Source organism: Micromonospora sp. NPDC049044, from assembly GCF_040649215.1.
In the GTDB taxonomy this organism is placed as follows: Bacteria; Actinomycetota; Actinomycetes; order Mycobacteriales; family Micromonosporaceae; genus Micromonospora.
In genome coordinates this window covers 94790-118390 of the sequence record NZ_JBEZFA010000013.1, presented here as the reverse complement: position 1 = coordinate 118390, position 23601 = coordinate 94790, and the positions used below count along the sequence as shown (strand labels likewise).

28 protein-coding genes are annotated in these 23601 nt (G+C 71.0%); 12 read left to right on the top strand and 16 right to left on the bottom strand.

The features are described 5' to 3' along the window. Positions 1-15: 15 nt before the first annotated feature. Entirely contained in the window at positions 16-456 is a 441-nt protein-coding gene (locus tag AB0B85_RS13875; protein ID WP_357406986.1) for a PPOX class F420-dependent oxidoreductase, read from the top strand. Between the two features lie 10 nt (positions 457-466). On the opposite strand, the gene AB0B85_RS13870 is transcribed toward AB0B85_RS13875, so the two are convergent. After that, positions 467-1045: a nucleotidyltransferase family protein gene (locus tag AB0B85_RS13870; protein WP_357406984.1), complete on the bottom strand. Its 579-nt coding sequence runs from the start codon at positions 1043-1045 to the stop codon at positions 467-469. A 250-nt stretch (positions 1046-1295) separates the two neighbouring features. Between AB0B85_RS13870 and AB0B85_RS13865 the strand changes: the two genes are divergently transcribed. The 6 genes from AB0B85_RS13865 (at position 1296) to AB0B85_RS13840 (ending at position 6860) form a co-directional block, all read left to right on the top strand. Further along, on the top strand, positions 1296-1712 hold the full coding sequence (locus AB0B85_RS13865) for a CBS domain-containing protein (protein WP_357406982.1): 417 nt from the start codon (positions 1296-1298) through the stop codon (positions 1710-1712). 207 nt (positions 1713-1919) lie between these two features. After that, a complete protein-coding gene (locus AB0B85_RS13860) occupies positions 1920-2288 on the top strand; it encodes an SCP2 sterol-binding domain-containing protein (protein ID WP_357406980.1) in 369 nt (122 codons plus the stop codon). Beyond that, positions 2288-4348 carry a glycogen debranching N-terminal domain-containing protein gene (locus AB0B85_RS13855; RefSeq protein ID WP_357406978.1) on the top strand — a complete coding sequence of 687 codons (2061 nt, stop codon included), beginning with the start codon at positions 2288-2290 and terminating at the stop codon, positions 4346-4348. Before AB0B85_RS13860 ends, AB0B85_RS13855 begins: the two co-directional genes overlap by 1 nt. 84 nt (positions 4349-4432) lie before the next feature. After that, positions 4433-5185 carry a lysophospholipid acyltransferase family protein gene (locus tag AB0B85_RS13850; protein WP_357406976.1) on the top strand — a complete coding sequence of 251 codons (753 nt, stop codon included), beginning with the start codon at positions 4433-4435 and terminating at the stop codon, positions 5183-5185. 81 nt (positions 5186-5266) lie between these two features. Further along, a complete protein-coding gene (locus AB0B85_RS13845) occupies positions 5267-5875 on the top strand; it encodes an isochorismatase family protein (protein WP_357406974.1) in 609 nt (202 codons plus the stop codon). Between the two features lie 4 nt (positions 5876-5879). Then, positions 5880-6860, top strand: coding sequence for a DJ-1/PfpI family protein (locus AB0B85_RS13840; RefSeq protein ID WP_357406972.1), 981 nt, complete (start codon positions 5880-5882; stop codon positions 6858-6860). Here the strand turns inward: AB0B85_RS13840 and AB0B85_RS13835 are convergent. The 4 genes from AB0B85_RS13835 to AB0B85_RS13820 form a co-directional block, all read right to left on the bottom strand. Continuing rightward, positions 6742-7464 (bottom strand): hypothetical protein, encoded by a 723-nt coding sequence (locus AB0B85_RS13835; RefSeq protein ID WP_357406970.1) that lies wholly within the window; start codon positions 7462-7464, stop codon positions 6742-6744. The two genes, AB0B85_RS13840 and AB0B85_RS13835, sit on opposite strands and share 119 nt — an antisense overlap. A gap of 72 nt (positions 7465-7536) precedes the next feature. Further along, the gene (locus tag AB0B85_RS13830; RefSeq protein ID WP_355028971.1) at positions 7537-8250 is read right to left on the bottom strand and encodes a response regulator transcription factor; all 714 of its coding nucleotides are present in this window, start codon (positions 8248-8250) and stop codon (positions 7537-7539) included. Further along, positions 8223-9338 carry a hypothetical protein gene (locus tag AB0B85_RS13825; RefSeq protein WP_357407109.1) on the bottom strand — a complete coding sequence of 372 codons (1116 nt, stop codon included), beginning with the start codon at positions 9336-9338 and terminating at the stop codon, positions 8223-8225. Before AB0B85_RS13825 ends, AB0B85_RS13830 begins: the two co-directional genes overlap by 28 nt. Positions 9339-9420: 82 nt before the next feature. Continuing rightward, the gene (locus tag AB0B85_RS13820) at positions 9421-10596 is read right to left on the bottom strand and encodes an ATP-binding protein (protein ID WP_357406968.1); all 1176 of its coding nucleotides are present in this window, start codon (positions 10594-10596) and stop codon (positions 9421-9423) included. A gap of 356 nt (positions 10597-10952) precedes the next feature. On the opposite strand from AB0B85_RS13820, the gene AB0B85_RS13815 reads away from it, so the two are divergent. The 3 genes from AB0B85_RS13815 (at position 10953) to AB0B85_RS13805 (ending at position 13586) form a co-directional block, all read left to right on the top strand. Continuing rightward, positions 10953-11954, top strand: coding sequence for a hypothetical protein (locus AB0B85_RS13815; protein ID WP_357406967.1), 1002 nt, complete (start codon positions 10953-10955; stop codon positions 11952-11954). Positions 11955-12207: 253 nt separating this feature from the next. After that, entirely contained in the window at positions 12208-12954 is a 747-nt protein-coding gene (locus tag AB0B85_RS13810) for a GAF and ANTAR domain-containing protein (protein WP_357406965.1), read from the top strand. 302 nt (positions 12955-13256) lie between these two features. After that, complete coding sequence (locus tag AB0B85_RS13805) at positions 13257-13586, top strand: STAS domain-containing protein (RefSeq protein ID WP_357406963.1); 330 nt, start codon at positions 13257-13259, stop codon at positions 13584-13586. Between the two features lie 112 nt (positions 13587-13698). Here the strand turns inward: AB0B85_RS13805 and AB0B85_RS13800 are convergent, their stop codons facing one another. Then, positions 13699-14745: a hypothetical protein gene (locus AB0B85_RS13800; protein ID WP_357406961.1), complete on the bottom strand. Its 1047-nt coding sequence runs from the start codon at positions 14743-14745 to the stop codon at positions 13699-13701. Next, on the bottom strand, positions 14745-15242 hold the full coding sequence (locus tag AB0B85_RS13795; RefSeq protein ID WP_357406959.1) for a SigE family RNA polymerase sigma factor: 498 nt from the start codon (positions 15240-15242) through the stop codon (positions 14745-14747). Before AB0B85_RS13795 ends, AB0B85_RS13800 begins: the two co-directional genes overlap by 1 nt. Before the next feature lie 658 nt (positions 15243-15900). Between AB0B85_RS13795 and AB0B85_RS13790 the strand changes: the two genes are divergently transcribed. Continuing rightward, entirely contained in the window at positions 15901-16203 is a 303-nt protein-coding gene (locus AB0B85_RS13790) for a MerR family transcriptional regulator (RefSeq protein ID WP_357406957.1), read from the top strand. Between the two features lie 42 nt (positions 16204-16245). On the opposite strand, the gene AB0B85_RS13785 is transcribed toward AB0B85_RS13790, so the two are convergent. The 3 genes from AB0B85_RS13785 to AB0B85_RS13775 form a co-directional block, all read right to left on the bottom strand. Beyond that, entirely contained in the window at positions 16246-16803 is a 558-nt protein-coding gene (locus AB0B85_RS13785) for a dihydrofolate reductase family protein (RefSeq protein WP_357406955.1), read from the bottom strand. Positions 16804-16877: 74 nt separating this feature from the next. Further along, complete coding sequence (locus tag AB0B85_RS13780) at positions 16878-17798, bottom strand: sigma-70 family RNA polymerase sigma factor (protein WP_357406953.1); 921 nt, start codon at positions 17796-17798, stop codon at positions 16878-16880. Positions 17799-17926: 128 nt separating this feature from the next. Then, positions 17927-18307 (bottom strand): VOC family protein, encoded by a 381-nt coding sequence (locus tag AB0B85_RS13775; protein ID WP_357407107.1) that lies wholly within the window; start codon positions 18305-18307, stop codon positions 17927-17929. Between the two features lie 119 nt (positions 18308-18426). Here AB0B85_RS13775 and AB0B85_RS13770 point away from each other — a divergent pair, with 119 nt between their 5' ends. Further along, positions 18427-18951 (top strand): hypothetical protein, encoded by a 525-nt coding sequence (locus AB0B85_RS13770; protein ID WP_357406951.1) that lies wholly within the window; start codon positions 18427-18429, stop codon positions 18949-18951. Between the two features lie 286 nt (positions 18952-19237). Here the strand turns inward: AB0B85_RS13770 and AB0B85_RS13765 are convergent, their stop codons facing one another. From AB0B85_RS13765 to AB0B85_RS13740, 6 genes are all read right to left on the bottom strand, one after another. After that, the gene (locus tag AB0B85_RS13765) at positions 19238-19546 is read right to left on the bottom strand and encodes a hypothetical protein (protein WP_357406949.1); all 309 of its coding nucleotides are present in this window, start codon (positions 19544-19546) and stop codon (positions 19238-19240) included. 656 nt (positions 19547-20202) lie between these two features. Further along, the gene (locus tag AB0B85_RS13760) at positions 20203-21762 is read right to left on the bottom strand and encodes a hypothetical protein (RefSeq protein ID WP_357406947.1); all 1560 of its coding nucleotides are present in this window, start codon (positions 21760-21762) and stop codon (positions 20203-20205) included. Further along, complete coding sequence (locus tag AB0B85_RS13755) at positions 21759-22733, bottom strand: bifunctional DNA primase/polymerase (protein ID WP_357406945.1); 975 nt, start codon at positions 22731-22733, stop codon at positions 21759-21761. Before AB0B85_RS13755 ends, AB0B85_RS13760 begins: the two co-directional genes overlap by 4 nt. 31 nt (positions 22734-22764) lie before the next feature. Continuing rightward, complete coding sequence (locus AB0B85_RS13750; protein ID WP_357406943.1) at positions 22765-23010, bottom strand: hypothetical protein; 246 nt, start codon at positions 23008-23010, stop codon at positions 22765-22767. Beyond that, positions 23010-23303, bottom strand: coding sequence for a hypothetical protein (locus tag AB0B85_RS13745; RefSeq protein ID WP_357406941.1), 294 nt, complete (start codon positions 23301-23303; stop codon positions 23010-23012). Before AB0B85_RS13745 ends, AB0B85_RS13750 begins: the two co-directional genes overlap by 1 nt. After that, the gene (locus AB0B85_RS13740; RefSeq protein ID WP_357406939.1) at positions 23300-23551 is read right to left on the bottom strand and encodes a hypothetical protein; all 252 of its coding nucleotides are present in this window, start codon (positions 23549-23551) and stop codon (positions 23300-23302) included. Before AB0B85_RS13740 ends, AB0B85_RS13745 begins: the two co-directional genes overlap by 4 nt. Positions 23552-23601 lie beyond the last annotated feature (50 nt).

Genomic DNA, 23601 nt, shown 5'->3' with positions numbered 1-23601 from the left:
CCACCTGGAGGAACCGTGCCGGACGACCGCACCCAGCAGGCGCTTACCGATCTGATCGCCGGCCGCTCGATGGGCGTGCTGGCAACGATCAGGCGGGACGGACGACCGCAGCTGTCCACAGTGGTCTACTCGTTCGACAGGGACGCCGGGCTGATCCGGGTCTCCGTCACCGACGGGCGGGCCAAGACCGCCAACCTGCGCCGGGACCCGCGGGCCAGCTTCCACGTCAGCAGCGAGGACGGCTGGGCGTACGCGGTGGTCGAGGGGCGCGCCGAGCTGACCCCGCCCGCCACCGAACCCGACGATGCCACAGTCGAGGAACTGGTGGACCTGTACCGGACGCTGAGCGGCGAGCACCCGGACTGGGACGAATACCGCCAGGCCATGGTCGACGACCGGCGGCTGGTGCTGCGTCTGCACGTGCAGCGCGTCTACGGGCTGGCGCCCCGCCGCTGACCCGGCCGAGTCAGCCCGGCTCGATCACTGTCACGCCGGGCCAGCGGTGCGCCGGCCGGTGCCGGGCCAACCGTTGCCGGGACCGGCCCACGTCCACCCGGGTCGGGTTGTGCCGCCAGATCCCGTCCAACAGATCCGTCAGACCGTACGGCGCGCAGATCTCCAGCTCGTCTGCCGAGCCCAGCCGTACGGCCACCGCTGTCGCGTACTCCGGCCAGGTGGCTACCGCCTCGGCCACACTGCGGTACGGCTCGATCGGGTCGCCGCCGAACTTCGCCGCGTACCAGGTGTGTACCGCCGCCTGGTTGCGGGCCTGCCACGGCGGTTCGGGCCATGCCGTCACCAGTCGGGCGGTGGCCCGCTGGTCGTCGTCGCGGCTCAGCCTCGCCGGGTCGAAGAAGACCACGTCCACGTCGTGGACTGTGGTCGGGTCGAACCCGTCGCCGTAGCGCTCGCCCCAGACCAGGTCGCGGAGAACACCCGCGCCGATCCAGGCGTCCGGCAGGCCGGAGTCACGCACCACGGTCAGCGCCCGGGTCAGCCAACCGTTGTCGGCGATCAAACTCCGCAACTCCTCCGCGCCGGTCATCGGTTCACCATAAGCGGCGGAGCCGACCTGCGTCCGCCTCGGCCGGGTGGGCCGGTGGTCGACCCGCCCCGCCCCGACCGCCCCGGCCCGCCGGCCCGCGCCGGCCCAGCCGACCGACCTGCCCCGGCCCGACCGGCCCGGCAGCAGCGGCACGGCGGGTGGCAGCGCGTCGGTAGTGGCGGGGAGGCCGGCGTTACCCCCTGCCGAGCGGCGGGTAGACGGGCCGTGCCGACACCGAGAGGGGAGCACCATGACAACGGTCGGAGAGTTCATGACGACCCGGTTGGTGACGATGGACGGCAACGACACACTCATCGCGGCCGCGCAGGAGATGCGCGACAGTGCGATCGGTGACGTGGTGGTGACCGACGGCGACAACGTGGTCGGCATCGTCACGGACCGGGACATCACGGTCCGGGGTGTCGCGGAGAACATGGACGCGGGTTCGACGCGGCTGAACCAGATAACCACCCGTGACGTGATCACGGTGAGCCAGTACGACGACGCGGTGGCCGCCGCGGACCTGATGCGCACGTACGCCGTACGCCGGCTTCCGGTGATCGACGACGGGCGCCTGGTCGGCCTGATCTCGATGGGCGACCTCGCGGTCGAGCGGGAACCGCAGTCGGTGCTCGCGGACATCAGCGCCGACGACCCGAACAACTGACCGTCCGCCGCGGGCGCGCGCCGGCTCTCCCCTCGCGGGGCGGGCCGGCGCTGCGCTGCCGGGACGCCGCCGCAGCTCACCCGATCCGGGCGAGATTGACCGGAGGGCCGGCGGGGACCCGTGCGGGGACGTGCAACGCCGGCCGGCCGCGCGACGCGAGTGCGGTGTGGGATCCCGGGCCCGGCAACTGGGAGGAGTTGACTCGAGGTGGACGCGACCACGAGGTTCTTCGAGGACCTGGACCGGCGGGGGTACGAACCCCTGCTGGCGAAGACCTCCGGGACCCTGCGTATCGACCTGCACGAGGGGGCGCAGACCCGGCACTGGCTGCTGAGTATCGACCACGGGCGGCTCGACGTGAGCCAGGAGGATCGAGAGGCCGACACGGTGATTGGTGCCAGCCCCGTCCTCTTCGACGACATCGCCTCGGGTCGGGAACACGGCCTCGCCGCACTGTTGCGTGGAGACATGACGGTGACCGGTGACGCCCGGCTGGTGGTGCAGGTGGAGCGGATCTTCCCGAGTTCGCCGGACGCCCGCGGGCCCCGTCGACGCTTCGCCGAGGAGGAATTCTGATGGGGCAGTCGAACACGGTCCGGATCCTGGACGGCAACACGTTCGTCGTCTGCGAGGACACCGGCGACATCGAGGCGACTCCGAGCGAGCCGACCGGGCTCTTCTCCATCGACACCCGGTTTCTGTCCACCTGGGTGCTGACCGTCAACGGTGAGCGACTCAACTCGCTCTCCTACGACGATCTGCAGTACTTCGAGTCGCGGTTCTTCCTCGTCCCCGGAATGGCCACGCACTACGTGGACGCGAAGCTGTCCATCATCCGCGAGCGGATGGTGGGCGGCAGCTTCCGGGAGCAGCTCACCATCCTCAACCACGACGAAAAGCCTGTCGATCTAGAGGTCCGGATGGACGCGGCGTCGGACTTCGCCGACCTGTTCCAGGTCAAGGACGAGATCCTCAACAAGAAGGGCGAGATCTACGCCGAGGTCGAGCCGGAGCAGCTCCGGCTGGGCTATCGCCGGGGCAACTTCCAGCGGGAAACGGTGATCTCCTCCTCGATGCCGGCCCGGTACGACCGCGACGGTTTCGCGTACACGGTTCATCTGGAACCCAACGAGCAGTGGGAAGCCTCGATCGACGTCCGGACGCACGCGGTTGGTCCGGGTGGCCGGGACCTGCGGTTCGGGCTGCGGGTGCACGGCACCGAGCGGCTCGCCCTGCAGCACGACCTGGAGCGGTGGATCGCCGACGCGCCGAAGGTCAACAGTGAGCATGGCCGGGTGGCCAGCACCTACCGGCGCAGCCTGATCGACCTGGCCGCGCTGCGCTTCTCGCCCCTGTCGCTCGGCGGCGCCACGCTGCCGGCCGCCGGCCTGCCCTGGTTCATGACCATGTTCGGTCGGGACAGCATCCTCACCTGCCTGCAGACGCTGCCGTTCACACCGCAGTTGTCGAAGACGACGCTGCGCATTCTCGCCTCGTTGCAGGGCAGTCGCTTCGACGACTTCCGGGACGAGGACCCGGGGCGCATCCTGCACGAGATGCGCTACGGCGAAACCGCGGCCTTCGAGGAGCAGCCGCACTCGCCGTACTACGGGTCGGTGGACGCGACGCCGCTGTTCGTCGTGCTGCTCGACGAGTACGAGCGGTGGACCGGGGACGTCGCGCTCGTCAAGGAGTTGGAGCAGGAGTCCCGCGCGGCGCTGCGGTGGATCGACAACTACGCCGACCTGGTCGGCAACGGCTACATCTGGTACGAACGGCGCAACACCGACACCGGCCTGGAGAACCAGTGCTGGAAGGACTCCTGGGACTCCATCTCCTACGCCGACGGGACGCTGCCGCCGTTTCCGCGTGCCACCTGCGAGGTGCAGGGGTACGCGTACGACGCGAAGATGCGCGCGGCCCGGATGGCGCGCCAGTTCTGGGGCGACCCGGCGTTCGCCGACCAGTTGGAGCGGGAGGCGGCAGCGCTGAAGGAGCGGTTCAACCGGGACTGGTGGGTGGACGACGGCGAGTTCTACGCCCTGGCCCTGGACCCGGACGGCCGCCAGTGCGACATCCTCAGCTCCAACATCGGCCACCTGCTGTGGAGTGGAATCGTCGAACCCGAGCGGGCGGAGAAGATCGCCCAGCACCTGGTGGGGCAGCGGCTCTTCTCCGGTTGGGGGGTGCGGACGCTCGCCGTGGGGGAGGCCCGGTACAACCCCATCGGCTACCACAACGGCACGATCTGGCCGTTCGACAACTCGTTCATCGCCTGGGGTCTGCGCCGATACGGCTTCGCCGAGGAGGCCGCGACAATCGCCAACGGCATCCTGGACGCGGCCACGTACTTCGACGGCCGGTTGCCGGAGGCGTTCGGCGGCTACCCACGGGACCTCACCAAGTTCCCTGTGGAGTACCCGACCGCGTGCAGCCCGCAGGCCTGGTCGACAGGCACCCCGCTGCTGCTGCTGCGGACCATGCTCGGTCTGGAACCGCACGACGGTCACCTGTCGGTCGAGCCGCGACTGCCGGTGGGCATGGGCCGGATCGAGGTGCTCGACATCCCGGGTCGCTGGGGTCGGGTGGACGCGTTCGCCCGGGGCCGGCTGGAACTGGACAAGCTCGCCGACTGACGGACCCGCCGGCCGACCCGGCGGCGGCGCGCGGGGCACGCCGCCGCCGGGTCGCCACCCAGCCTGGCAGGGTAGATTCTGCCAATGCCGGAGCTCGTGTACCCGCCCGTTATCGCCGCTGCGAAGACGATGTTCCGTCTTCTCGATCTCAAGATCACCATTGAGGGTGCCCACCACGTACCTCGTACCGGCGGGGCGGTGCTGGCCGGCAACCACATCAGCTACCTCGACTTCATCTTCGCCGGCCTGGGCGCGAACGCGTCGGGCCGACTGGTTCGGTTCATGGCCAAGAAGTCGGTCTTCACGCACAAGATCTCCGGCCCGCTGATGCGCGGGATGCGGCACATCTCGGTGGACCGGGACGCCGGCGCCGCCTCGTTCCGCACCGCCGTCGCCGCTCTCAAGCGCGGCGAGATCGTCGGCGTCTTCCCGGAGGCGACGATCAGTCAGTCGTTCACCGTCAAGGAGTTGAAGAGCGGCACGGTCCGGATGGCCCGCTCGGCGAAGGTCCCGGTGTTGCCTGTCGCGTTGTGGGGGACCCAGCGGCTCTGGACCAAGGGCCGCCCACGCACCCTGACCCGTCGGCACACGCCGATCACCATCCTGATCGGCGAGCCGATCGACCCGGCGGACTTCCCGGACCCGAACCTGCTGGCCGCCGAGCTGACCACCCGGCTCAGCGCGCTCGTCGAACGGGCCCAGCGGGAATACCCGGACGCGCCGGCCGGCCCGGACGACACCTGGTGGTTGCCCGCGCACCTGGGCGGCAGCGCTCCCACTCCGGAGGAGGCCGCCGCGCTGGAGGCCGCGGAGGAGCAGCGCGAGACCAGCCGCTGACAGTGGGTTGGCCGGATCGTTCCGCACCCGGTCAGGATGATGTCTGCCGGTGCGGACGCCGTTCGGTCAGGATCTTCAGACATGAGCAGAGCGGCCCTCGTCGTGATCGACGTCCAGGAATCCTTCCGGCAGCGCCCGATCTGGGCGTACGGCTCCAACCCCGACCTGGTCCGGCAGGTCGAACGGCTGGTCGCCGTTGCCCGTGAGCGCGGCGACCTGGTGGTCTGGGTGCTGCACTCCGAGCCCGGCACGGGCGGGGTGTTCGACCCCGCCGTCGGGCACGTGCGGCTGATCGACGGGCTGGTGCCGGCCGCTGACGAGCCGACGCTGGTCAAGACCGCGCACAACGCCTTCACCACCACTAACCTCCAACAGCTACTCACCCAGGCCGGCATCCACGACATCACGGTCTGCGGCATCCGCACCGAACAGTGCGTGGAGACCACCACCCGGGTCGGCGCGGACCTCGGTTACCGGATGACTGTCGTCACCGACGCCACGCTCACCTTCCCGATCCCGCACCGGGACCTGCCGGAGACCGCCACCGTCGCCGAGATCCTCGCCGACCCGCGCACCCTCACCAACGAGGAGATCGTCACCCGCACCGAGTACGCGTTGGCCGGCCGCTTCGCGACCATCCGTACCGTCGACGAGGTGACCGGCGCGACCCTCGCCGGCACCCGGAGCTGACCCGATGACCCGGGTCGTGTTCCTGCTGGTGCCACAGTTGCACCTGCTGGACCTCGCCGGACCGGCCCAGGTCTTCTCCAGCGCCGCCGACCTCGGGTACGACTATCTGTCGCACTACGTCGCCGAGCGGGAGCACGTGCCCACCGTGCAGGGCGTACCGCTGGTCGCCGACACCCGGTGGCCCGAGCTGACCCCGGACGACCTGCTGATCGTGCCGGGTTGGCGGCCGGCGGCCCATGGCCCCGAGGGGCCGGTGTCGCCCGGCGACCTGCGGCGGCTGGCCGAGCACCACGCGGCCGGCGGCACTGTGGCAAGCGTCTGCTCCGGCGCGTACGCCCTGGGCCGGGCCGGGCTGCTCGACGGCCGGCGGTGCACCACCCATCACGAGGTGCAGGACGACCTGGCCCGCCGTTACCCGGCGGCCCGGGTCGTCCGCGACGTGCTGTACGTGGTCGACGACCGGGTGGTCACCTCGGCCGGCATCGCCAGTGGAATCGACGTGGCGCTGCATCTGATGGCCACCCGGCACGGCCCGGCGGTGGCGGCGGAGATCGCCCGGACCCTGGTCGTCCACGCCCGCCGCAACGGGCACGAGCAGCAGGCGAGCGCGCTGATGCGGCACCGTTCCCACCTGTCCGACTCGGTGCACCGGGTGCAGGACCTGATCGACGCCCGGTACGCCGAGCCACTGCCACTGGCCGACCTGGCCGCCGCCGGGGGCGTTGCCGAACGCACGCTCACCCGGCTGTTCCGCGCGATGACCGGGCTCACCCCGCTCGGCTACCAGCAGCGGCTGCGGGTGGAGCGGGCCGAGCACCTGATCGGGCACGGCGCGACTGTGGAGTCCGCCGCCCGGGCCGTCGGCTTCACCGATGCCCGGATGCTGCGCCGCCTGCGAGCCCGCTCCACGGGGTCGGCTCCGGCCCTGAGCGATAGTAGTCGTCCCGGGAGTGGAACTCCACAGGCAGCGACCCGGGCAGCGTGACCCGGGCGTCCCCGGCCAGCAGACTGGGGCCGGCCCGCAGCAGCAGCACGTCGCGTTCCTGGGCCGAGAGGTCGACAAGTTGGGGGCGGGTGAGCCGGAACTCGGCCACCGCCCGGCGGACCTGCTGGGCCAGCGCCACCACCGCGGCGGACGGCCCGCCCAGGGCCAGCGCCGGCTGCTGGATGGTGCGCAACGCGTCGCAGACGATCAACAACTGCGGCGGAGTGTCCCGCTCGGCGGCCGGCAACTCCAACCGGGACGGCCACTGCCAGCGGATCTGGCCGCTCATCAGGCCGTTCAGCCGGGCGGTTGGCCGGACCCGGGGCGTGTCGCCGCCGACCAGCGACAGCTGCGCGCCGCTGCCCACCCAACAGATCCGCTGGTCGGTGACGGTCACCGAGACCGGTCCGGGCAGCTGCCAGCGACGCCGCGCCTCGGTCGGCCCGAGCAGGTAGCCCGCGACCAGCAGCCGGTGCCGCCCGAGCACCCGCTCACCGGGTGCGGGGCGCAGGTTGTAGTGGCGATCCAGGGTTGGCCCCGCATCATCGTCCGGAGCGTCGAACCGGTGGGGCCCGATGAAGAAGGGGGACGTGTCGGCGTGCATCGTCACGACCTTCCGGTCAGCTGGCTTATGTAGGCAGCCTGCCGGATGCCAGCGGCGCTGTCATGACGCCCGTTAGGGGGTCGGCCGGTCGTGCGTCGCGTGTGACCGGTAGATGCCAATCTCCTCCGGGCGGACGAGGCCGTCCTCGATCGCCCGGGCGAGCAGCGCCGACTTGGTGGCCGCTGGCCGCCCCGCCCGGGTGTACTTGATCCGGGCCCGGTCGACGTACTGCTTCACGGTGTGTTCGCTGATCTGCATCCGGCGGGCCACCGAGGCCTTGGACATCGACTGGAACCAGAGCAGCAGCGCCTCACGCTCCTTGTCGGACAGCATCGGCCGGTCCGGCCGTGGGTCGCCGACCATCGCCCCGGCCAGCGCGGGTGGCACGTACGGGCGGTCGCTGGCGGCAGCCAACACTGTCGCCACGCAGTGCTCCCGACCCTCGTGCTTGGCCAGGAACGCCACCGCCCCGGCGTCCAGCGCCGCGAGCATGGTCGGCGGGTCGGTGTGCTCCGAGTAGACCACCACCCGCCGCCCGGCGGCGCTGAGCTCGGCCAGCTTGTCAAGCGCCATCCGTCCGTGCAGCCGCAGGTCGAGCAGGACGACGTCGGCGTCCGGTGCCGTCCGCAGCACCTCGTCCGGGTCGTCCCCGGTGGCCAGTACGGTCAGCCGCGGCTCGGTGGCGAGCCAGGCGCGGACCCCCTCGACCACCACCGGGTGGTCGTCGACGATCGCCACCCCGATCGGCCGGTCACCGGTCACCGCCGCCACTGGGTCTGCGCCCATCTGATGCTTCCGTCCCGTTCGTAGAGGTGCTGCACCGGACCGTCGTCGTGCTCACCGGGGGGTGGGCCGGTGGCGTCCGGGCCCTCCCGGTCCGGTGTGACAAGGCTGACCACCACCTCGTCCGGCCCCGACACCACTGTCAGCCGGGCCCAGTCCCGGGCGTCGGCGAGGACGCCGGTAAGCGGGTCGGCCAGCCGGCGTCGGATCTCCACCGGCAGCGGCGGCGGCGTGCCGATGGTGACCAGGTCGATCGGTAGGCCGTTGCGTTCGGCCAGGTCGGCGGCGGCCCGCAACTCGTGCAGCAGCGGGTCGGGCACGTCGTCGGACTCGGCGATCAGTCGGCGCAGCCGGGCGGCGGCCAACACGCAGCGACGCTGCACCTCCGGGTCGTCCGGGTCGGCCTGGCCGGCGGCCAACTCCCCGAGCACGCGCCCGGCCGCCGAGCTGACCAGGGCGAGCCGCTCCCGGCGCTCCTGGAGGCCACGTTCGGCGGCATCGCGCTCCGCCGCCATCGTGTGACCGGCGGCGGAGACGGCGGCCCGCTCACGAGCCAGGCTGACGATCGTCGCGCTGCCCACGAACACCGCCACCGGGAGTGAGAACGTGCCGTAGACGTACATCACGTAGCGTGCCACGTCGGCCGGGTCGGGGCCGTGCCCGAGCACCGCGACGAGCGCGATGGCCGCGTGCGTGCTCAGCAGCGCGACAAGCCCCACCACCCGCCGGCCCCACAGTGCCAGCACGAAGAACCAGCCGAGCGTGCTCCAGACCCAGTTCGCGGCGGTGAACAGTTGTCCCTCGCCGACCGCGGCGAAGACCGCCACGTCGACGGCCAGCAGCAGCCCGGCCAGCGGCCACGGCGGCAGCGGCGAGCCGCGCAGCAGCCGCACCCCGGCCACCGCGCCGGCCACCGCGACCACCGCCCAGGCACCGAGCACCACGGTCGGCGCGGTGAACTCCGTGCGGACGGCCAGCACCGCGGGCAGCCCGATCGCGACGTGCCAGGCCAGCGCGATGGCCACGGCGGCGATCCGGGCACCCCGGTCGGACGCCTGCGCCACGGCGGCCGGCGCGGCGAGCCCTGCCACGGATGCCGGCTCCCGGGGGGTGGGGACCCGGGGGTGCTCCGCTGCCTCCGGAGGGCCGGTGTGCGGTGCTGGTGCGTCGAGATCAGCCGACACCGGGCCACTCCAGTCGGATCCGGGTGCCGGCTCCGGGTGCCGATCGCACGTCGGCCCGCCCGCCTACCGATTCCATCCGGCCGTGGATCGACTCGCGCAACCCGTACCGGTGGGGAGGCACGGTCGCCGGGTCGAAGCCGGGGCCGTCGTCGCTGACCTCGACCACGACGCCGATCGCGTCGCGGCTCAGCCGCAGCGCGACACCCGCGCCCGGCGCGTGACGTGCCACGTTGGACAGCGCCGCGTAGGCGCTCTCACCTATCGCGTCGGCCACCCCGGCCGGAACCGCGGCCGGTGCCAGGTCCAGCTGCGGGGAGAGCTCGGGCAGCCGGCCGGCCGCCGCCCGCAACCGCGCGTCGAGCGGCACCGGGCCGTCGCCGGCCACCGGGTCGACGTCGGTGAGTGCGACGAGGGTACGCAGGTCGCCGGCGCACCGGTCCCGGAAGCTGGCCGAGGACCCCGCCACCGCGCCGAGCCCCACCATGGTGAGGCTGCCGAGCACAGTGTCGTGCAGGTCGCGGTTCTGCTGGCGTTCGGCGTCGCGGGCGGCGCGGGCGACTAGCGCCTCCCGGGTCAGCCGCTGATGCTCGACGAACGCGCGGTCGGCCCGACCGATGCGTCGACGCATCACCGCCGCCATCATCGCCGTGCAGGCGGTCTGCACAAGCAGAGTGGCCGCGTGCGCCCGAGCCTCGGTGGGGCTGCCGGCCGCCTGTGCGCCAGTGGCGTACGTGGCGGTGAGGAGCAGCCCGGCCGGGATCGACAAGCGCGCCGGGGCGGTGGCCTGTGTGTTGATCACCGTGGTGCTGGCCAGCACGGCGATCCAACTGCCCTCGCCGGGCAGCACACCGGGTGCGACGAGCACGGGGATGAGGAGGCAGGCCAGCGCGGTGAGCGCGACGTCGGCGGCGACCAGGTGCGGGGTGATCCCGTGGCGTATCGCGCGGTAGGCGTACCAGATGGACCAACCGGTGAGCGTGGCCACGACGGGCAGCAACACGGCTGGTTCGACCGGGTCGGCCTGCACCGACAGGGCCACCGCCCCACCGACCACTCCGCAGGTCAGACGCAGCAACGCCGGGATGGTGGTGAAGATGAGGCCCAACGCGCCACCGGCCGGGTTGTCCAGCGTGGGCGACACGGCGGGGGAGGCAACGGCCGGCATCGGGAGGTGTCCTTCCGACAACGACCCGGTAGGGGTCCGCGCGGCAGAGATCGACATCGGAGAATAACATGCGCGGCGGTGAGCGTAACCCACTGTACGTGCAGTGTCGCCGATGCGTCATAGGGTGCGGCCGGTGTCCTCCAGCGACTCGAAACCGAGGTCGCCGGCATGGCTGTCGACCGCCTCGTCGTACCCCCTGACCAGCAGCGCGCCAAGGTGCCGGCGGGCGTCGCGGGTCTGCCCGGCGTCCCCCGGTCGCTCGGGTCACGCCCGACGGCCTGGCGCCCCGACCGTCCGGTTGGAACCGGGCGCGCCCGTCGCCCGTCCCATCCTCGGGTGGAAAGGTGGTGAGCCGGATGCGCTCGGGTCGAACGGCACTGACTGTGGCACTGCTCGGCGTGGCGCTGGGTGGCTGCGGTGGCACGGGCAGCGGGCCGGGTGGGGGCGGCGAGCCCGGCCCGGCCCAGATCGTCGAGACGTGGACCTCCTGCGCCGAGGCGGCACCGCAGGCCGGCGCGATCGTGTCCGTGCCGAGAACGGGAGCGCCGACACCGACCGGAGTCGAACCGACGGTCGGGCGCGTCGACGCCGCGTTCACCCCGGTCGCGGCAGTGCTCTGCGGGCGGGAGCTCAAACCGCGCCCCGGCGGAGGACGGGACCAGGTCGCCACCGAGCGGCGCGCCGCACAGATCGCGCCGCTGCTCGCCGCGCTGCGTCTGCCCGATCAGGAATCCGACCGGGGGATGGCCTGCAGCCTGGAGATGGTCGTGCCACCGTGGCTGGCCCTGCTCGACGACCGGGGCCGCTGGCTGCGGCCGTACCTGCCGACGGACACCTGCGGCAAACCGCGCGCGGAGGTGCGGACCGCACTTGCCGAGTTGCCGACGACAGTCGTGGCCAGCCGCGTCGTCGGGCAGGTCGAGGGCCCGGCTGCCGAGGCCGCCGGATGCGCGCAGCGGTGGACGGACCTGGTGTGGGTGGAGACAAACAACGGCCGACCCGGGCCACCCGCGCCGGCCACCTCGCCGGCCGCCGGGCCGCTGCGCCTCTGCGTCTACGAGGTGCCCCCGGCGGAGCGGGGTGGCGGCAAACCGGCAGGCGATTTCGTGTACGGCGGGCAACTGCCGACCGAGCGTCAGGCGGGCGTGCTGCGGGCGCTTGCCAACCGTCGCGCGGTGGCCGACTGCACCACGCCGGCGTCCCGTTTCGCGGTGCTGCGCCCACTGGACGGCACCGCCGGCCCCGACCGGTACGTGGAACTCGACGGCTGTCGACGCTTCCTGGTCGCGGCGTCGACAGGCGGTGGGCAGCTCGGCCAGGGCGACGAGGCGCTGGCCGCCCTGCTGGGGCCCGTCTGAGCCGGCGCACCGGATTCGGCAGGCGGCACCCGCCGTCTGCCAGCGGTAGGGGGGACGCTTCGCGGCCAGGGAGTAGGGTGAAAATTCTGTAGCCGATGCTCCTGGACGGGGCGAGGCGAGCCGGCGTCAAGAAATCGGCGCGGTTCCAGATCTGTCCGAGGATCTGTGCAGCAGTGCGCCAGGCGCGCTGCCATCCGCGCGCCCATCGGCTCCGCTGCCCGGCGGGCGCGCCGGCACCGAGGATCTGGTGCACATGCCCCGCCGACCGACCGACCCCGCCGCCGCCTTCGCCGAACTCGGGAGCATCAAGCTCTCCGAGGTCAGTCTCGACGAGGTTCTGCAGCGCGTCGCCGAACTCGCGAAACGCGTCCTGCCCATGCCGGTGGAGGTGTCGGTCACGTTGATCCGCGGTGGGGTCGGACACACGGCGGCCTTCACCAGCGAGCTGGCCCGTGAGACGGACGATCGGCAGTACGCCGAGGGCCGCGGTCCGTGCCTGGACGCCGCGGCCAGCGGTGACGTCCTGTCCGTGCCCGATGTCGCAAGCGAGGACCGGTGGTCCGAGTGGGCCGACCGCGCGCGGCAGCAGGGCCTGGGCAGTTCACTGTCCATCGGCCTGCCGATCCAGGAAGCTGTCGTCGGAGCGCTCAACGTCTACGCGCACACACCCGAGGCCTTCGACGCCGAGACCGTGACGGTGCTGGAGACGTTTGCCGCGTACGCAGCGGTCGCCCTGTCCAACGCCCAGCTCTACGACAGCACCGCGAACCTGGCCCGGCAGATGCATGAGGCGATGGTCAACCGGGCGGTCATCGAGCAGGCCAAGGGCATCATCATGGGCGAGCGGCGCTGCACCCCGGACGAGGCGTTCGCGGTCCTCGCCAAGGTGTCCCAGGACGCCAACCGCAAACTGCGCGACGTCGCCGCCGCGCTGGTCGAGAGGGCCGCCCGGCCGTCGAGCCCCAAGCGTGATCGCGGCGAGGTGGGATACCTACCGTGACCGCTCGACAACGGGTGTGCCGCCCGTGGTGACGGTCCGGCAGGCGTAGGTCCGGCCGGTCCGCCACCGGGCGTACGAGTCGACTGGCGGTCGGCGGTCGGTCCCATTACCGTGGAGTTCGGGTCAAGCCACGCGCCCATCCTGTTACGGATCATGACAGGGGGCACGAGCCTATGATCGAGCGTCAATCACTTTTCCAACCGCATTTCACGCGTCCCACTGCGGCAGTCAGCCCTGGGCCTGTCGCCCCAGCGCCACTCGGCACCCACCATGCGGCTGACTCGGCCGAGTTGTCGTTTCAGGTGACTCGCTTCACCGAGCCCACGGACCTGACCGCGACCATCTCCGCCGACCGGATGGTCGTCGCCCCGGTCGGCTATGTCGACATGGACACCGCGCCGCGCCTGGCGACGGCACTGTGCAACGCGATCGACAGCCATCCCGAAGTCTGCTGCGACCTCACCGGCATCAGCTTCTTCAGCGCGGCAGGTGTGCACGCCCTCCTGCTGGCGCGTGACCGGGCGGATCGGGTCGGTTCCCGCTTCTCGATCCGAGGCGCCACCGGAGTCACCCTGCGGGTGCTGCGGATCACCGGGGTGGCTCCTCTGCTCCTCGACCACGAACGTGGCTGAGACGCTCCGATCTGTGGGGCCGGCGCACCCCCGTCGACGGGCGGGTGCCCAGGCCAAGCAGTGCCGATCCCTGGCGTCCGCCGACCTGTTCGGGTCACCCGCCGCGGCGGCGTCACCAGGTGTCGGGGCGATCCAGGTCGCGGATCGGCTGGTAACCGCCGAGGACCACCAGCCCGTCCGACTCACCGTAGCCTTTCCCCCAACCCCTGAGGAACGCCTCGACGACGCAGGGCGCGGCGACCATCTGCAGGACGTCGCTCCCCTGCCGACGCGCCCGATACGGGCCCGCGACGAGATCGCCGGATCCGACGTCGTAGCCGTTCGGAGCGGGTTGGGCCCGGACGGTGAGCCAGCGACCGGCGTCGTCACCGACGACGAGTGAGCCTTCGACGAAGGAGCCATGCCCCGACCGGCCGAGGGTGACCGAGCATTCGAGCAGCCGTCCGCCGGGAGGCATCGACTCCAGGCGGAACGGCACGACACAGCGGTGGGCCGCGTCGAACCGGACCCGGCTCGTCATGGCTGTCGCCTCGTCACGGCTGGCGGCGTACGTGTCCAGTTGGGCCCAGAGCCCGTCGGCGGGTTGCCAGCGCACGAACCAGAGCTTCTGGTCGCCGGACGGATCGAACCAGGCGACCCCGGGCCGGTCACCGACGCGCACGTCGGTGTGGGCCTGCGGCCGTCCAATCGAGGGCAACGTCTGCTGTAGATCGTCCAGCGACGTCACGGTGCGGGCAAGCGCGAACCGGGCCTGACCGGTCGGCCCCCGAAGCTCGACGCTCTCGATGCCGCGCCCGGCGCGCCAGGTCGCGTACTCGGCGCCGTCCACCAGGGAATCGACCGAGAAGTGCACAAGGTCAGGGTCGACGCCGACGTCCTCCGGGCGTGCGGTGGCGCCGGCCTGCCCGGACGCTTCGGGCAGCAGGAGCGCCGCGGCCGGCATGATCGGCTTATCGGCGCCCCCGCCGATTGGCAGCGCCACCACCGCGGCGAGAGCGAGACACGCCGCTGCCACGCCCCCGGCCACGAACCCGCGGTGACGGCGTCGGAGCTGCCGACCCCGCTGACGTGCCTGTTCCACTATCGGTGTCGGGTCGATGTCGCCACCCGCACGCCTGTTGAGCGTGGCGGCGAGCTGCTGATCGAGGTCGCTGAACATCAGAACCCTCCTGTCCGGGCGGGGATCGTGGCTTCCTGCCGCTTCCGCAGCGCGGCCAGCGCACGCTTCGCGTGGGTGCGAACGGTGCCTGCCGAACACGACATGATTTCGGCGATCATGGCGTCGTCCAGATCCTCGTAGTAGCGCAGAACGATCACGGTGCGCTGACGGGTCGGCAGCTCACGGACGAGTCGCCACAACGCGTCGCGTTCGGCGACAGTTGCGGCCTCGTCCGCAGTGCCGACCCGGTCCGTCACCGCGGCGACCGAGACCTCCCGGCTGCTGCGACGACGCCACCACGAGTGCTGCGCGTTGACGAGCATCCGACGGACGTAGGCGTCCGGCTGATCCGTCCGGGAGATGCGCCCCCACCGGGCGTAGGCCCGGGCGAGAACCTCCTGAACGAGATCCTCAGCTCGGTGCTCGTCGTCGGTCAGCAGCCGGGCGAGCCGGATCAGCGCTGAAGTGCGAGCGAAGGCGTACTCCTCGAACGTCACGCCCTATTAACGCCGTGGGTCAACCGGCCCGTAGACACCCGCCGGGTGTTTCTCGTCGGCTGCGCGGCGTGTGCCCGACCGACCGGCGGCGGTCCCGGCCGCAGGCCGCCGGGCCTCCTCACGCCGGCAGAGAAAATCTTTGTCCGAAGCAATAGATTTTCTGCCGGCCGTGAGCTAACGTTCCTGAGGTCAAAGACGGAGCACGTAAAGACGCTGACGTGACCGCCCCACCCGAGGGCGAAGGAGCGAGGCCAGAAACGAGGGCCCGCTCGCAACAGGTACGGGTGCGGCCAACGCACGTTCAGGGCTGCACCCGAGGCAGGGTTCGTCGTACGTGTCAGGGCCAGGAAGTCGCGTGGGGCTCCGACACCGACGGACAGCACGAGGAACGACAGAGGAAATCAGAGGCAAGGGAGGGCGCAACACCGTTGGATCGCCCGCCGTCAGCCGCAGTCCTGGGCTGGGCGCGGACACCGCAGTTTCCATCGAACGAAAGGTGGTCTCCGGTCACGCTTATGCGATCCTCGCACCCGACTCCGTCGTCGACGGCCGGTGCGGACAAGACAAGCCGACGATCCGTCGGCAGATGGTGTTCCTGACCCACAACCCTTGGGCCCCGGTGCTTCCGAGCACCGGGGCCCTCGTGACGGAGGTTTCATTGACCCAATCCGACGACATGCTCGACGACGAGGACTACCCCGCCTACACCATGGGCCGTGCCGCCGAGATCATCGGCTGCTCGCAGGACTTCCTCCGTAGGCTCGGCGACGCCAAACTGATCGACCCGCAGCGCTCCAGTGGCGGGCACCGCCGCTACTCCCGCTATCAACTGCGCCTTGCCGCGCGCGCCCGGGAGATGTGCGACCAGGGCACCGACATCGCCTCGGCCTGCCGGATCCTCATCCTTGAGGACCAACTCGAAGAGGCCCTTCGACGCAACGAGCGCTACCAGCAGGGCTGAGCACTCCCCGTCGGCCGTCCAGCCGACCAACGGGCGATCGGGTCATCGGGCCGGCCTCCCGTACCGGCTGAGGACAGCGGCGCCGACCTGCTCGGCCGACAGGCATTCCAGGTACGTGGGTGGACCGCCGGCGGGAAAGAGCCGCTCCTCGGTGCCGAGGATGGTGGGGAAGGTCAGGAGCCGGTACTCGTCGATGAGGTCTTCGGCCATCAGCGTGTGCACGACGCGCAGGCTGCCAGTGATGATCACATCGCGTTGTTCGTGTTTCACGGTGTCGGCGAGGTTGCCGTTGATGACCTGCGAGTTCGTCCACGCCGAGGCGTCGGTCAGGGTGCGGGAAGCGACCAGCTTGGGGATGGTGTTCATCCGGACGGAGAACGGGTCGTCGCGTCCTGGCCACAGCCGCGAGAAGAGCTGCCAGGTCGTGCGGCCGAGCAGCAGGACGCCGTCGTCCAGTGCGCTGCCGAGCCGGAACTTGTCTCCGGCGACGGTCTCGGGGCCGTGCCGGAACGCCCAGCCGCCGGTCGGCGTGCCACCGGAGCCATCCGGGTCAGACACGATGCCGTCCAGGGTGATGAACTGTATGACGATGACGCTCACGATGGTGTCCCTCTCCGTCGATGGTCACCGGTACATACCTGCGGCTCCCCCCGGACTCATCGCGGTCGACGAAACTAGTCACCAGGAATCTGTCGGGGCAGGTCGAATGCCTCCCATACGGCAGGGTCAGCGAACACGACGTTGCGCGCGACCCGGCCGTCGTCGACGCTGAGGACCTGCAGCGTGTGCAGCCGGTGTCCGCCGCCGGGCTCCGGCGCGTAGGCGGCGAGCGCGGGTTGCCCGTTGGCGGTCAGGTGTGTGACCCGCCAGCGCGTCCCGCGCATCTGGAACACCCGGTCCATGAACCGCCCGTAGTCGCTGTTGCCTCGGTACCACAACGGCACGGGCGGCATCTCCAGGACAGCGTCGTCGGTGAGCAACCGCACGAGCCCGCTGACGTCGGCCGCCTCGAACGCTCGCGCGTACCGCTGGATCACCGCGCGTACCCGCGGATCGTCAGGCTCGGTGACCTCGTCGAGATCCCCCACGTCGGCCAGGGCGGCGCGGGCCCGCTGGAGCGTGCTGTTCACCGCCGGGACCGTCGTCGCCAACAGCGCGGCGACCTCGGCGGCGCTGAAGTCGAGTACGTCGCGAAGCAGGAGTACGGCCCGCTGACGCGCGGGCAGGATCTGCATCGCCGCGATCAGCGCGAGCCGCAGGCCGGCTCGCGCCTCCTGCTCGATCCGCCCATCGGGAAACGGCTGCAGCCAGGGGATGTCGAGCGCCGGGGTGAGCGGCGCGCCGGGATCGTCGCTCGGCGCGCCCAACCCGGACGGCAGCGGCCGTCGCGCCCGCCCCTCCAGCGCGGTCAGGCACGCGTTGGTGGCGATCCGGTACAGCCAGGTCCGCACGGACGCCCGACTGGGGTCGTACCGGTCGAGGGCCTTCCATGCCCGCAACATCGTCTCCTGCACCAGATCCTCGGCATCATGGAACGAGCCCAGCATCCGGTAGCAGTAGGCCAGCAGCTCACCCCGATAGCGCTCCAACTCCACGCGATCATCATGGGGCACACCATCGCCGCGTCCGCTCACGTACGCGCGGGCGGGCGGTGCAAGAGATGGCCATCGCTGGATCCGGTCTGATGTCAGGCGCTGATCGGGTCGGCGTGTTCGGGCACGGGTCAGAGCCGCTGGACGATCTGGATCGGGTTGCCGTCCGGGTCAGCCGTCCAGGCGATCAGCAGATGATCGAGCCACCGGTGCGGCGCGGCCAGCGCGGGGGCGCCCTTCGCCGTCAGTCCGGCGTACGCGCCGGCGGTGTCATCGGTCCACAGGATCACCGCCGCCCGCTGGCCCCGGGACACGGGGTCGAGCCCGTGATCGTCCCGTGTGGAGGCCACCGAGGCGATGCCGATCTTGTAGCCGTCCAGCATGACGTCAATGTGGATCGGCACGCCTTCGGTCGGCACCCGGAAGGTCTCGGTGAAACCAAGACCGGCGTAGAACTCGGCGGCGCGCGGCACGTCCTCGGTAAAGAGGATCACCTGAGGGGTGCGGAACATCGACACCCGACGACGCTAGCAGCGCGACGGCAGGGCTGGAGTCCCTGTTCATCCTCGATGCCGTCAAGCCGTCCCCCCGTCGTGACCATCTGGTGACCGTCGGTGCTCACGCTGAAGGGATGCGACGGGCGGGGACACTGGGACTGATCTGCGCGTTGGTGCTTGCCGGGCTGACCGGATGCAGCCCAGTCACCGAGGGCGCGGTCGGGGTACGGCTGGACGCCGACGGTCAGCTGGTGGGAGTGTTCGACTGGTGCCGGGGCAAGGGGAGTGCCGACATCACCCTCTACCTCGGCGATGGAGACGGCGGGGTCACCGAGAAGGTGATTGAGCTCGATCGGGCTCCCGGCCACCGCGCCCGCACCGCGGAGGAAGTCGTGCTGCTCAACCCGGCGACCGGCTGGCAGACGAAGCTGGCACCGCCCACGCTGGACGACGACAAGGTCTACGACCTGCGCTCGTGGAACAGCGGTGGCGGGCCGGTGGAAGACTTCCCGTTCCGGATCAGCGAGTTGCGCGGCCGGTCCGGCTCCGCCGTGATCCTCACCAAGCGGTGGGAGGGCGAGGAGAACGGCGGATACGTCGCCACGTTCCACACGCTCGAGGGCTTCGCCCGTTACGCCGACACGGTGTGCGACGACTGAAAAGGCCGCACCGGACCCGCTCGGCACCCTCTGGCGTGCCGACGCGCAGTGCCCCTGACCCCGGCGGGCGGGAGCGGCAAGCCGCTGACCTGCGGTGATGTGGGTGCGCCCGGCAGGATTCGAACCTGCGGCCTTGGGATTAGAAGTGGTATTCGCGTTGGCGGCTGTGGTTTCACAAGCTTCCTGGGCTGCGTGAAACCCTTCTGTGGTTGCTTCCTGTTGCGCTAGCGACCCGTGGTTCCGCACCACGCGTGGCACCACGGGCCGTCCGCGCTAACGGTCCTGCTTATGCAGACGGAGATGCCTCCGGAGCCGGGACGGACCCCGAAGGAGTGGCCGTGCCAGCGCTCTCGCTCGGCACCGGATCTCCCGGGACCGGCTTTGGCTTGCCGCTGACGCAGCTATCGACGAAGAACTCCTTGACCTGATCGAACCATTCTTCCCGGTTGTCGTAGGTGTCAACGTTGGGGGCGTCGTTGGCGCTGAGCCCCCCGTAGGCGCGGTCGCACCGCTCCTTATCGATGGTGGCTTCCTGGCTCTTGATCAGGGCATGGGTGTCCGCGCCACGTTGAGCCACCGTGCGCAGGTACTCCATCCGCTCGTCGTATGAGGCCGACTTTGTGCATGCAGCGAGCGATGTTGTTAGAGAGAGAGCTAACGCGGCTACTGCTACGGAGCGTGTCTTCATGGGCGCGGAGTGTATCAATGCTTCTTGATGTCCGGTGCCCCCTGGAACGCGCTTCGCCTGCACTGGCCCCCGGCTGTCATCGTGCACCGCAACGCCTACTTGGCTTGCCCAGAGCGCCGGTGGCGGGGCGTTCTGGCTGGGCGAGGGTCAGGCGGTGGGTGGAGCAGTCGTATCGATGAGGGCTGCTAGAGCAGCCCGCTGAGAGCGTCGTAGAGCCAAGATTTCGCGCGGGCCGGTGTTAGGTGATGCGCCGGTTCGGCTCAGGGGCTCTCAGCGGGCTGGTCTAGGCGGATCGGGCGCGGCGGTCGGTGCTCGTTGTGGGAGGGGCTGAACCATCTCCGCATCTCCGCATCTCCGCAAACATGGCTGTGAGCTGGGCAAATGCTTGCGGAGATGGAGCGGGGTGGTGAGGGGTCATCTCCGCAAAGAGATGGGATCTCCGCAGTTGGTTGCGGAGATGCGGAGATTGATGATCCTCTTGGTTCGGATCTCCGCAGGGTGTTTTCCCTGGTACTGAGGGGTTGGTGCGGCGTTGCGGAGATGCGGAGATGGTTCAGCGGGTTTCACCCCTCGTGCCGCTCCACCCAGAACACAGACCGGTCACCTCGGTCGTTTCGGCCGGCACGCACGACGTGCTCACCGCGCCACCGCCCGGCCTGCCCAGTGAGCAACCGGCCGAGTTGCAGCGGGTTGGGTAGCCGCCCGTTGTGCGTGGTGATGAACTGCCCATCCCACGGATCGTTCACGTCACTGCCGAGGTGCATCGGTTCGCCGTCTTGCCGCAGTTCGGCGGCGGTCATCGCACGGCCGCCGTGGCGGTCGTGCCAGCAAGTGAGGAACGCGCGCCAGCGCGTTTCGTCTTCATCGATCTCACGGATATCGGCGGCGTTGGTCAGGAACCCGTCGATGCCGTGATGGGCGAGGAACCCGCCGAGGGCTTGCGCCCACGGGGTGAACTGCCGCATCGACAACCCCGACACCCGAGGTGCTCCCCGGCGCGTCCAGTCGAGCACCAACACCAGCAGGTGCCACAGCACCGTGAGTTGGTTCGCCGGGTCGGTGATCCACTGGTCAAGGTGCGGGATGCCGAACCCGCGTTGGTCGCGCAGCTCGGGGCGGGGCATGTCCGGGTCGAGGCGCACCCGCACCGTGCGGGATGCCATGTCCCCGCCCACTTGCAGGTTGTTGCCGGTGGCCATCCACAGCCGGTCATTGACGGTGGCGACGTTGCGCGACGCACCCAACTGCCGGTCCGACCACACACCGGAGGTAACGAGCTGGGCAAGCACGGCGGAGTCGATGACGGTGCCCTCGGCCAGGTTGTCCCAGATCACCACGCCCACCTGCTCGGCCAGCACCGCCGTGATGGACTTGCGCAACTCTTCGTCGGAGTATGCCCAGGTCATGACGCGCTGCCCGTAGAGCATCCCCGGGCCCGCCGTGAGGATCGTCTTACCCGATGACGGCATGGTCGCGTCGATCAGAGCGAACGGCGTCAGGGAGCGGGTGAAGTGCCGCAGGATCGGCGTGGCCAGCAGCGCCACATAGTTCGCCCGGTCCGCCGGACTGGACCATGGGAAGTCACGCAGGAACCGATCCAGCAGGAACGTGCGCGCCTCGTCGACCTGCTCCCGGGTCGGTTCGTCCGGCACCGGGGGAAGCGCCACCTTAGACGCCAGGTAGAGGCCGGTCGCCGGGTCGTAGCCCGGTTGCTGCAACAGGGTGCCGTCCCGCCGCAGCACCGGAGCGCCGATGATCCCGCGCAGCGGCGGCACGCCCGGCCACGTCTTCCCGGCCAGCACCGACGACAGAATGTCCCGAGGCGGGGTCACCTCGTCTTCGTAGACCTCGGGGTCGCCGGTGTCGCCCTTGCGGGTCTTGAGCCGGTACACATAGGCGTGCTCGGCCAGCAGCCCGGCCAGCCCGGCGGGGTTGACCATGCTCGCCGATACCGGCAGCGGCGAGTCCTCATCTGCGGCGGTGGCCAGCCCACCGGAGACGGCTTCCATGTGCACGAGGGAACCGGCAGACACGTAGGTGTCGGGGAGCAACCCGTCGACCAGCGCCGCTTTTAGCACGCGGATCGTTTCGGGGCCAGAGCCGATCTGCAACCGGGTGCTCATGCCGCCCTCCCCACCCCGGCCAGGGTGCGCGGGTTGTTCGCCCCGGTCCGCAGCCCCGACGCGATCGTGCGCGCGACCTCCCCAGCGGGCAGGCCGAGCGACAACGCGGCCGGTTCCAGCACGGCAGCTACGTCAGCGTCGGTGAGCGCGCCCCCGGCGACCAACTGCCCGAGCGCCACCGCCGAGGCGAACAGGGCGTGATTGCGCTGCCCCTCCGGCGCGGCGGTGAGGTGGGCGACCTGCCGGCGGATCGCTGCCGCGAGGTACGCGCCGCGCCGGTCCGGCGGCAGCGCCACTGGGGCGGCCCGGTGGGCGGGGCGCGGGGCGGTTGTGAGTAGCCCCGCGACCCATGCGGGCAGTGGTGCCGGGTCGCAGTCCAGCGCCAGCGAGTAGGGACGGCCGGCGGCGGTGCTTGCGGCGCCCACGACGTAGCCGCCGTGAGCGCGGGTGTCGACCTTCCAGCCCAGCCCGCCCCGGTCGCCGGTGGTGTTGCGAAGCTGCGGCCCGCCGCTGGGGTGGCGGTAGTAGAGGTGGCTGCCGCCGCTGGCCGTGGTCACGGTGTACGTGGCGTCGATACCGCCGTGTCGGTTGGCGAGGGTGGCGAACACGTCCAGGCCGTCACACGCCCCGGCCCACTGCGGCGGCGGGGTGTCGTCGGCGTGTTTGGGAACGTCGAGGTCGACCACGACCAGCCCGGACGGGCCGCAGGCAATGCCGATGCCGTAGGGGCGGGTCGACCACGCCCGGCGGATACGGCCGGGGTCGGTGGTGGCGCGTTCCTCCCAGCCGACGTGACGGCCGGCGGCGCGGCAGCGCGGGTCGGTGCGGGGGCAGTGCTCGGCGGTGCAGCGGTTGGGAAACGCGGGCCGCTTGGCGTGGTCCGGGTCGTCGGGTCGGTCGTCGGGACGCAGGGGAAAGACGTGCCAGCCACGCGCAGCGTGCGCGAGCGCGGCCGTCAACAGGTCAGACATGGGGCATCTCCCAAGGCTCGGGGGAATCGGGTCAGGCCGAGCGGCGTGCGGCGCGGGCGGCCGTTAGGTCGATCAGCGTGCCGCCGGTGGGCCGCTGCCGCCCGGCGGCGACGCTCAGGCGCAGATAGAGCCGGTAGCGGCCGGTATCAGTGCCGGTCAGCGTGTGGCGGGTGCCGCGCTGAACCACGTGCCCGGCCTCGGCTAGTGCGTCGGTGGCGGCGTGCAGCTCGGTGGGCGTGCCAATGAGCCACACTTCGAGGCCGTTGAGGCTGGGCATCAGGCGGCCCGCCTCGGTCGGGCCCGACCCGCGATGGCGGCACGGGTCACGGTCTCCCGCAGGTCGCCGAGCAGCCCGACCAACTGCCGCCGCGCCGCCACTTCGCCCGGGGCGAGCGCGACCCTGACGCGCACCTCGGCGTGCTCCCGCCCGGTCGCGGTGCGCACCCGCACCAGCACCGCGCGGGAGCGCCCGGCAACGTCGACCACGATCTCGTCGGAGCGGTGCTCACCGAGGCCGCAGCGGTGGTCTTTGCCGCACCACTCGGTGTGGCCGGCGGCGCGCCGGTTCATCGCTTGGCCGCCTGGTACTCGTCTTTGATGTGGTTGATGGCGTGCCGCCCGACGCGCAGCCGCAGTCCGGTTCCGGCGCAGCGGCGGCACTCCCGCCGCAGCCGGCCGAACGTGGACAGCTTGCGGCCGGTGCCCTTGCAGGTGCGGCAGCGTCCGAACGGCGCAGCAACGCACAACGCGAGGTAACCGAGCGTGAGCGCGGAGAGGATGAGGCAGGGTGCGGTGGCTAGCAGGTCGCGGGGGTCCATGACAGCCTCCAGGGCCGGTTTTCGGGTGTGGTTGGGGAAGGCCGCTAGAT

Bases quoted from the DNA above. Each gene is read 5' to 3' on its own strand.
- AB0B85_RS13775 (WP_357407107.1), bottom strand. From the start codon at position 18,307: ATGTTCCGCACCCCTCAGGTGATCCTCTTTACCGAGGACGTGCCGCGC.
- AB0B85_RS13870 (WP_357406984.1), bottom strand. From the start codon at position 1,045: ATGACCGGCGCGGAGGAGTTGCGGAGTTTGATCGCCGACAACGGTTGG.
- AB0B85_RS13765 (WP_357406949.1), bottom strand. From the start codon at position 19,546: ATGGAGTACCTGCGCACGGTGGCTCAACGTGGCGCGGACACCCATGCC.
- AB0B85_RS13820 (WP_357406968.1), bottom strand. From the start codon at position 10,596: ATGCCGGCCGTTGCCTCCCCCGCCGTGTCGCCCACGCTGGACAACCCG.
- AB0B85_RS13810 (WP_357406965.1), top strand. From the start codon at position 12,208: ATGCCCCGCCGACCGACCGACCCCGCCGCCGCCTTCGCCGAACTCGGG.
- AB0B85_RS13800 (WP_357406961.1), bottom strand. From the start codon at position 14,745: ATGTTCAGCGACCTCGATCAGCAGCTCGCCGCCACGCTCAACAGGCGT.
- AB0B85_RS13835 (WP_357406970.1), bottom strand. From the start codon at position 7,464: ATGCACGCCGACACGTCCCCCTTCTTCATCGGGCCCCACCGGTTCGAC.
- AB0B85_RS13850 (WP_357406976.1), top strand. From the start codon at position 4,433: ATGCCGGAGCTCGTGTACCCGCCCGTTATCGCCGCTGCGAAGACGATG.
- AB0B85_RS13845 (WP_357406974.1), top strand. From the start codon at position 5,267: ATGAGCAGAGCGGCCCTCGTCGTGATCGACGTCCAGGAATCCTTCCGG.
- AB0B85_RS13770 (WP_357406951.1), top strand. From the start codon at position 18,427: ATGCGACGGGCGGGGACACTGGGACTGATCTGCGCGTTGGTGCTTGCC.
- AB0B85_RS13760 (WP_357406947.1), bottom strand. From the start codon at position 21,762: ATGAGCACCCGGTTGCAGATCGGCTCTGGCCCCGAAACGATCCGCGTG.
- AB0B85_RS13745 (WP_357406941.1), bottom strand. From the start codon at position 23,303: ATGAACCGGCGCGCCGCCGGCCACACCGAGTGGTGCGGCAAAGACCAC.
- AB0B85_RS13855 (WP_357406978.1), top strand. From the start codon at position 2,288: ATGGGGCAGTCGAACACGGTCCGGATCCTGGACGGCAACACGTTCGTC.
- AB0B85_RS13740 (WP_357406939.1), bottom strand. From the start codon at position 23,551: ATGGACCCCCGCGACCTGCTAGCCACCGCACCCTGCCTCATCCTCTCC.
- AB0B85_RS13840 (WP_357406972.1), top strand. From the start codon at position 5,880: ATGACCCGGGTCGTGTTCCTGCTGGTGCCACAGTTGCACCTGCTGGAC.
- AB0B85_RS13755 (WP_357406945.1), bottom strand. From the start codon at position 22,733: ATGTCTGACCTGTTGACGGCCGCGCTCGCGCACGCTGCGCGTGGCTGG.
- AB0B85_RS13865 (WP_357406982.1), top strand. From the start codon at position 1,296: ATGACAACGGTCGGAGAGTTCATGACGACCCGGTTGGTGACGATGGAC.
- AB0B85_RS13830 (WP_355028971.1), bottom strand. From the start codon at position 8,250: ATGGGCGCAGACCCAGTGGCGGCGGTGACCGGTGACCGGCCGATCGGG.
- AB0B85_RS13750 (WP_357406943.1), bottom strand. From the start codon at position 23,010: ATGCCCAGCCTCAACGGCCTCGAAGTGTGGCTCATTGGCACGCCCACC.
- AB0B85_RS13815 (WP_357406967.1), top strand. From the start codon at position 10,953: ATGCGCTCGGGTCGAACGGCACTGACTGTGGCACTGCTCGGCGTGGCG.